We start from the raw sequence: 8,262 nt of genomic DNA on the forward strand, positions 1-8,262 counted from the left end.
GCCCAAAAATCAACTAAAACCGGCTTGTCCGATTTTAAAACTACTTCTTCGAAGTTCGACTCGTTAAGTTCTACTGCTTTTCCCATTTATGATTCGTTTTATTATTTGCTGTTGATACACGGATTTTACATCAAAAGTAAATAAAAAGTTCCTAACGCAAACCCGAAAATAATTAACCGGCCTTATACTGTGATGAGGCTAGCTCCTTCGCAATGTGTTTTTAAGGCTTTTATGAGCGTTTGATTCGCATCGATTTTAACCTTTCTGGAGATTAGCTCAACGCTTATATTTTCCTCTTTGTCTATGAGCTCAACCTTAAGCATCCGATCGCCCTCGTTTTGCCTGGTGAGTTCCATAATGGTTTCAATAAGCTCCTGATCAACCAGTCGGGCATTTAATTTCACATAAACACCCTTGGTGTTTTTTTCCCTCAACTCACTGAGTAGTGAGATACTCTGTGTTTGAAGCTCCCAATCGTCAGGAGTAGGGTTAATGGCCGGGTTTTCCTGAATTTCCTTTTTCTTGCGCCAATTGAGTTCAACCCTTCCGCGTATGTATAGAAACTCTCCGGGACGCAAATATGGAGCATTGCTAATGTATTTTTCGCCCATAAGAAACAGCTCCGTAGAACCATTATAGTCTTCTATACTCACCACTCCAAAGGGTTTCCCATTCTTGGTCTGGCCATTTCTTACAGAGTTTACAATGCCACCGATGGCAATGTCCTGATTGGGGTATTTATTAATGTCAGATATGGGTTTACAAAACGAATCTAGCTCAATTTCGAACTGATCTAGTGGGTGCCCTGATACATAGAAGCCTATTACTTCCTTCTCCAGTTTGAGCTTTTGCATTTGGGAGAAAGGCTCAATTTCCGGAACCCGGGGTAGAGGAGTGGCTACTGCACTTTCGCCTCCAAAGAGCGACACTTGGGCCGCGTTTTTTTCGGCCTGCATGGCGTTGGCGTAGCGTATTACCTTTTCTATTAGCGATTGCTCACCATCAGGAGCTTCCAGATATTGTCGTCTGTGGTATTCTTCAAAACAGTCAAAGCCTCCGGCCTGGGCCAAGGCTTCAAAGTTCTTTTTATTAACAGCGCGCAGGTTTACTCGTTCGGCAAAGTCGAAAATGTTTTTGTAAGGGCCATTTTCTTTGCGCTCCTGAACAATCGACTCAATGGCGGCCTCACCAACTCCCTTAATGGCACCCATTCCAAAACGAATTTCACCCTTAGCATTTACAGTGAATTTGTAATTCGATTCATTGACATCTGGCCCAAGTACGGGCACTCCCATGCGCTGGCACTCTTCCATAAAGAAGGTTACCTGCTTGATGTCGTTCATGTTGTTGCTGAGTACTGAGGCCATGTATTCAGCAGGGTAATGAGCCTTTAAATAAGCTGTTTGAAAAGCCACATAGGCATAACAGGTGGAGTGCGATTTGTTGAAGGCATAGGAGGCAAAAGCTTCCCAGTCTCTCCATATTTTCTCCAGCTTATCTTCCGGATGACCCTTGGCTTTGGCTTGTTCTACAAACTTGGGCTTCATTTTGTCAAGAACCGCCCTTTGTTTTTTACCCATGGCCTTTCGTAAAACATCGGCCTCACCCTTGGTAAATCCTGCAAGTTTTTGCGAAAGCAACATAACCTGCTCTTGGTAAACTGTAATACCATAGGTCTCTGCCAGGTATTCTTCCATATCTGGCAGGTCATAAGTTATGGGTTCATCGCCATGCTTTCTACGGATAAATGAGGGGATGTACTCCAACGGGCCGGGTCTGTAGAGTGCGTTCATGGCTATGAGGTCTGCAAACTCGGTAGGTTTGAGTTCCTTCATATACTTTTGCATTCCGGCCGATTCGTACTGGAATATGCCTACTGTTTCTCCTCGCTGAAAGAGTTCATACGTTTTTTTGTCGTCTAACGGAAATTCGTCAGGCACCAAATCTACGCCATGCCTTTCTTTTACGTTTTTAACAGCGTCTTTGATCAGGGTTAGGGTTTTAAGCCCCAAAAAGTCCATTTTTAGCAGCCCGGCACTTTCCACCACGGAGTTATCGAACTGGGTACACCACATGTCAGAGTCTTTGGCCGTTGCCACCGGGGCAAACTTGGTGATGTCGTCTGGTGTAATGATTACACCGCAGGCATGAATACCGGTGTTTCTTACAGAACCTTCAATAACTAAAGCCTGATTGACGGTTCTGGCCTCCAGATTATTGCCTTGAGCTACTTTTTTAAGTTCCTGAGCCAACAGAATTTGCTCCGACCTTAGCTTTTCTTTGAGTTCTCGCTCGCTAAGACTAAACAGTTTCTGAAGTTTTATATCGGGTACGAGTTTGGCAATGCGGTCGGCATCAGGCAGCGGAAGTTCCAAAACTCTGGCGGTATCTCTAATGGAAGATTTGGCAGCCATGGTACCATAAGTAATTATTTGGGCTACCTGGTTTTTACCATACTTGTCTATAACGTAATCTATTACCCGTTGGCGTCCTTCATCGTCAAAGTCAATGTCAATATCGGGCAGTGAAACCCTGTCGGGGTTTAGAAAACGCTCAAAAAGGAGGTCATACTTAATAGGGTCTACGTTGGTAATGCCAATACAATAGGCTACGGCCGAACCTGCAGCCGAACCCCGCCCGGGGCCAACAGAAACGCCCAGTTCTTTGGCTTTATTGGTAAAGTCTTGAACAATAAGGAAGTAACCCGGATATCCCGTTCTTTCGATGGTGGCTAGTTCGAAGTCGAGACGCTCCTTGATCTCCTCGGTAATTTCTCCATAGCGTTTTTTTGCACCTTCATAGGTGAGGTGCCTTAGGTAAGCATTTTCACCACGCTTTCCTCCGTCTACGGCATCCTCTTCATGTTGAAATTCTGCCGGGATTTCGAATTTGGGAAGAAGCACGTCTCGGGCGAGTTCGTACGCTTCAACCTTTTCTACAATCTCATTGGTATTGGCTATGGCTTCGGGTATATCCGAAAAGAGCTTCTTCATCTCCTCGGGAGACTTTATGTAGAACTCATCGTTGGGGAAGCCATACCTGAATTCTCTACCGCGTTTGCCAATGTATTTTTTGGGTTTGTTTACAGACTCAGCATCTTTTACACAGAGCAAGACATCGTGGGCAGAAGCCTGGTCTTTTACGGTATAGTAAGTATTATTGGCAGCGACATATTTCACCTGATGCTTCGCACATAGCTCCAGAAGAATTTGGTTTACGTGATCTTCTTCAGGAATACCGTGGCGATTTATCTCGGCATAAAAATCTTCTCCAAAATGATCTTTCCACCATACAAAAGCCTCTTCGGCTTGAGTCTCACCCACATTCAGGATTTTGTATGGTACTTCACCCCAAAGTCCACCGGTGAGAACAATGAGGTCGTCTTTGTATTGGAGTAAATCGTTTTTGTCAATCCTTGGAACATAATAGAAACCTTCAGTAAAAGCTATAGAAGATAGTTTTACCAGATTGTGATAGCCATTTCGGTTTTTAGCCAGTACAACGGTTTGAAAGCCATTGTCCTGAACGCTTTTGTTGGAACGGTCGGCACAGATGTTGAACTCGCAACCAACTATGGGTTTGATTTCTGCGGCCAATGCCGCACTAACAAATTGAAAGGCTCCCATCATATTGCCATGATCGGTAAGGGCTACGGCTGGCATGCCCATTTCCTTTACTGCATTGACCAGGCTGTGAATGTCTGATACGGCCTGGAGAATAGAGAACTGTGAGTGCACATGGAGGTGAGAAAAGGGGACCTCTTTAAGTTCATTCAGGCCTTCTTTATCTACTTTGAGCCGCCCGGAATCAAGACTTTCCAGTTCTTCTTTTTTGGCAAAGTTGGCTTCGTCTAGCTGAGGAGCTTCGTAGATAATTTCATGTAGTTTAATTCCCTGTGCAGGAGGCACTACTCCCTCTTTGAGCAAGCCAAAGAAGCAGCGGGCAGTAGCATCCACATCATATGCAGCATCGTGTGCATCGTCAAACCCTTTGCCAAAGAGCTTCTGATGCAGTTCGGTAAGGGTAGGCCACTTGTATTGGCCACCACGACCTCCGGGAATTGCGCAAAAATCGGTAGAGACTAGTTTGGTGTCCAGAGGCTCCAGAGGCTCCAGGGCATTAGTTAAACCGGCTCTCAGAAATTCAGAACCTACTATGTTATAGTCGAACTCTATGTTGTGTCCTATACCAAAGCTGGCTTCTTTAATGTCTTCCTCGAACATGGCCAGCACTTCTTTAATGTCCAGCCCTTCTTCCAGTGCTCTTTCGGTGGTTATGCCGTGTATCTGAACGGAGTTGTAGGGTATGGTAAAGCCATCGGGTTTAATAATCAGGTTTCTATTCCTGATCAGGTTTCCACGCATGTCGTGCAATTGCCAGGCAATCTGAACCAGTCGTGGCCAGTTCTCAAAATCAGTGAGAGGAGCGTTATAGTTTTGAGGTAAACCGGTGGTTTCGGTATCAAATATCAGATACATAGAGACTTAGTTCGATGGGTTGTTTATACACTGAAACTAAAGATCTAAAGTAAGGAAAAGAGAAGTTGCTGTAAAAGGGTTTGAAACATTTACTCACTTTTTACAGCAACTGTACGGTCTAAGGCAACTTAACGAAGTGTAGCGATTGCTAAGACAGGATTATTAGACTGCTCATATGCATCAATGATTTCTTTGAGTTTAGCATTATTAATTCGATCAGAACCTTCCATCTGAAGTACTGTTTTAAATGAATCAATTAACATTTCGTCTACTATACCAATGTATCTATCTCCTTCAACAGCAGTTACTCCATTCAAAACAAATGGTGTGTCGTTGAGGCTATTATTTAACAGTTGATAGGTAGTGATACTTCCTTTTCCCCGATCGTAAAAAAGAGATAATGCTTTACCTTTGTACATAAAAGAATAGCCTAAATATTCTGAAGTGGCAAATGGCTTTAGTTTGAGTATTGGAAAGCCAGCGTTCGATAAATCATAATAGGGGTTGAATAGTGCCTCTTCATCCATTTTATGTCTATAATCAAAGTATAACTTTTCTTCAATTGCATCACCGTTTATAGTGTAAACAGTATCAGTATAGTTGGATATTAAATAGAATCGGTTGTTTTCAGCTATTAAAGATCTACCGGCCCCTAAAAGAGGATAATAGCCTTCTTTACCAAGCGGAAGTATGTTGTTGAGTTTGCTCCGATTGGTACTCAGGTGTAGTAATCCGGGCTTTAGTAAATTTCCATTGAATTCATTTTGTTCATCCGGAGAGTAAAACAAGTAACTACCGTCTTCGTTTACGCCATAATCTCGACAAATTATTCTTGCAGTGATTTCTTCTTTAAAGATTCCATCGAAACCATAGATGAAAATTTTGCCTGTACTTATATCAAGAATATGGACAGTCTTGCTCGCCCTGTGGATGTCAAAGAAACTTATGTTGGAGTACTCTCCGGGACCTTGTCCTTGATTTTCAATTCTCGATAAGAGCTCCCCGTTGTTTATGTTATAGATTAATATTCGAGGAGCTAACTTATCTTGTATGAAGATGTGGTTGCCAAATACTTTGATATCTTTTATCGCAGAAATTAAAATGTTTGGAGAGTTCAATACAACATAATCAATTTTTGAAGCAAAATTGCTTAGTTTAAACTCCTTTTGCCAATCATCTTCATTGACATCAATGGTTAACACATGACCATCTTGATCTGTTTTCTTATCTTGATCTAGGCTACAACTGAGGATAGTTACAATAAGTAAACAGAATTTATAATACCGCATCAATGTTCTACCTAAATCTGACATTCAAAAAAGAGCCTGTTGTTCTTCCCGAATAGCACATATCACTGTCACTTTGAGAGTTCAAGTAGCATGCGTTATTGGGGCTTGATGAGGCACAGCACATATAGTACTTGTATGTTGTACCTGAAGATATACCCCCACTAATGCTTATTTCTATGCCGTCCGTAGTTGAATCTGGCATTTCCACTCTTGCTGTAGCACTGCCACATAGCCAGCCATCTCCGCAATCTGTCTGCCCTTTTGACGCTATACAAAAAACAACTAGTGAAATTGTTAATGTGTATTTAATTAAATTTCTCATGTTCATGGTTTTTTTATTAAAATAGAATTATTGCATCGTTACTTCAGAGCAGCCGACAGACTGAGCATTACAGGCGTTCGAAGCTACACTTTCAACACAACATTTTTTACTTATAAATATGGGGACTGGAACTGAAGGTATTCCCATGGAGGGGAATATCCATGTGATCTCCCATACAGTACCTTCAGTTGAACCACAAACAAACCCTGTTGGTGCAGTGCATGGAACTTCTTGGCTGCGTGCAGTGGACTCACCTTGAAAGAATAGGAAAAGGCTTACTAACAAAGGCCAAATTAATGTGTTTACCGTTTTTCTTTTCATAAAAAAATGAATTAAGTTAATTATATGATTTGCGCAATTATATTATATTTTTTTATAAAAAAAAAGTATATCGTATATTCATGATATGTTTATTTTTTTGAATATATATTAAGTAATAGATTCATTCTTTTTTATTGTAATTTTATGAATTTTCTTTTGGTTGAATTCATTTAAAATAGAGTTTTTATGTTTTCAATCCGCATATTCAATTGGCGTTTTGTATCCTAATGCTTGATGTGGCCTTTTTTTGGTTGTAGTCTATCATCCATTCGTTTATTGTCTTTCTTGCTTGTTTTAAGTCCAAGAATACATAGGTATTGAGTGCCTCTTTTCTTAAGTTGCTGTTAAGGCGTTTAATAAATGCATTCTGTGTTGGCTTTTGCGGTTGGATGAACAGAAGCTTTACTTTGCTTTTGGTGCACCACTGGCCCAGTTTGTTGCTGATAAACTCTGGCTCGTTATCTACCCTGATTGCTTTTGGCGGCCCCGATCTTCGGCAATCCATTCCAATGCCCAGGCCGCTCTTGCCGATGGCAGGGAAGTGTCGACCTGGACAGAGAGCAGTTCCCTGTTGTAGTCGTCCATAATGTTGAGCAGCCTGTACTTCCTTCCGTTCCAAAGGCTATCCTGCATAGAGTCCATGCTCCAAACCTGATTGACACTCTCTGGTTGGGTCAATGGTTGTTTTACCCTTGTTGGCAGGCGTTTCTTTACTCTTCTACGGATGTTGAGCTTCATAGAGGTATAAACCCTATACACCCGTTTGTGATTCCATGGGTAGCCTGCTTTGTGTAGCCTGTGGTAACACTTCCAAAAGCCTATGGAGGGGTGCTTGTCCGTAAGGACAGAAAGCTCATCCATGATAAGCTTATCAGCTCGCTTTTTTTCTTCTAATAGGCAAAACTTGACCTTGGGAGCCTGATGACTTTGCAGGCCTGACGTTGGCTCAACTGATGGGCCTGTTGCGTATATCCAATCATTTCCTTCTTCTTATCAGGTCCTATAGCTTTTTTATGCTGCATCTTTTAGTGAATCATGTATCAGGGAAAGATCAGCAAACATCTTCTTAAGTTTTCTGCTTCTAGATCTTTGAGCCTCTTGAGTTGGTTAACATCCATTCCTGAGTATTTGCTCTTCCAGTTTGAAATATTGGGATATTTATGCCGTGTTCACGACATATGTCAGATACCTTTAATCCCTGTTCTTCTTTTGCTATTATGCCTATGATCTGGCTCTCTGTAAATTTTAACTCTTTCATTTTGACAGTTTAACGGTACTAATTTGTCCATTTTTAAACTGTCCGATTTTTAGGGAAGCTTACACTGTTTTAGAAGCTCTGAATTCGAATCCTTTAAATCAGTTGAGAAGGTTCAAATAGAACTGGTATGCCCTTACTGAATAGAATTTTTGTGGACTGTTTTCGATGTACTCGACAAAGGATAGGATGTTGGTATCAGAGAATTCAAGCTCTGGGAATCTCTCATTTATTTTCTTGTACCAATTCTCGTGAAGAACTTTTGTAATTGGGTTTTCAAATAGATTCATATTTTGAGTTCCACACTATGAAGGCTAACGTTATGTATCAGTCATAAATATGACTTTTATTTTTCTATAATATAAGATTTATGACTTATAGCCACCAAATACAGCTGCTATAAGTCAATAGCATCATCTTTTAGGTTTAATATATCGAGCGGTGATATCACTTGATCTATTCCATTATTTGAAATGTGTGTATACGTTTCTGTCGTCCGGCTAGAGCTGTGTCGCAGGGCTCTTGTATATATCGTAAATTAACCTGAGTTGGATGTACGAAAAGAGTGTCATACCGGAAAAACAGGCCTTAAACTCT

2 protein-coding genes and 1 pseudogene are annotated in these 8,262 nt (G+C 41.3%); all 3 read right to left on the reverse strand.

Translation table 11 applies throughout. The features are described 5' to 3' along the window. Positions 1-182: 182 nt before the first annotated feature. Positions 183-4,478: a DNA polymerase III subunit alpha gene (gene dnaE / locus B3763_RS00115; RefSeq protein ID WP_286742334.1), complete on the reverse strand. Its 4,296-nt coding sequence runs from the start codon at positions 4,476-4,478 to the stop codon at positions 183-185. 128 nt (positions 4,479-4,606) lie between these two features. Beyond that, positions 4,607-5,791 (reverse strand): 6-bladed beta-propeller, encoded by a 1,185-nt coding sequence (locus B3763_RS00120; protein ID WP_286742337.1) that lies wholly within the window; start codon positions 5,789-5,791, stop codon positions 4,607-4,609. Between the two features lie 811 nt (positions 5,792-6,602). Beyond that, positions 6,603-7,668: pseudogene (locus tag B3763_RS00125) on the reverse strand (IS3 family transposase). Between the last annotated feature and the right edge of the window lie 594 nt (positions 7,669-8,262).

This window comes from Roseivirga sp. UBA1976, from assembly GCF_002336325.1.
Lineage (GTDB): Bacteria > Bacteroidota > Bacteroidia > Cytophagales > Cyclobacteriaceae > Roseivirga > Roseivirga thermotolerans.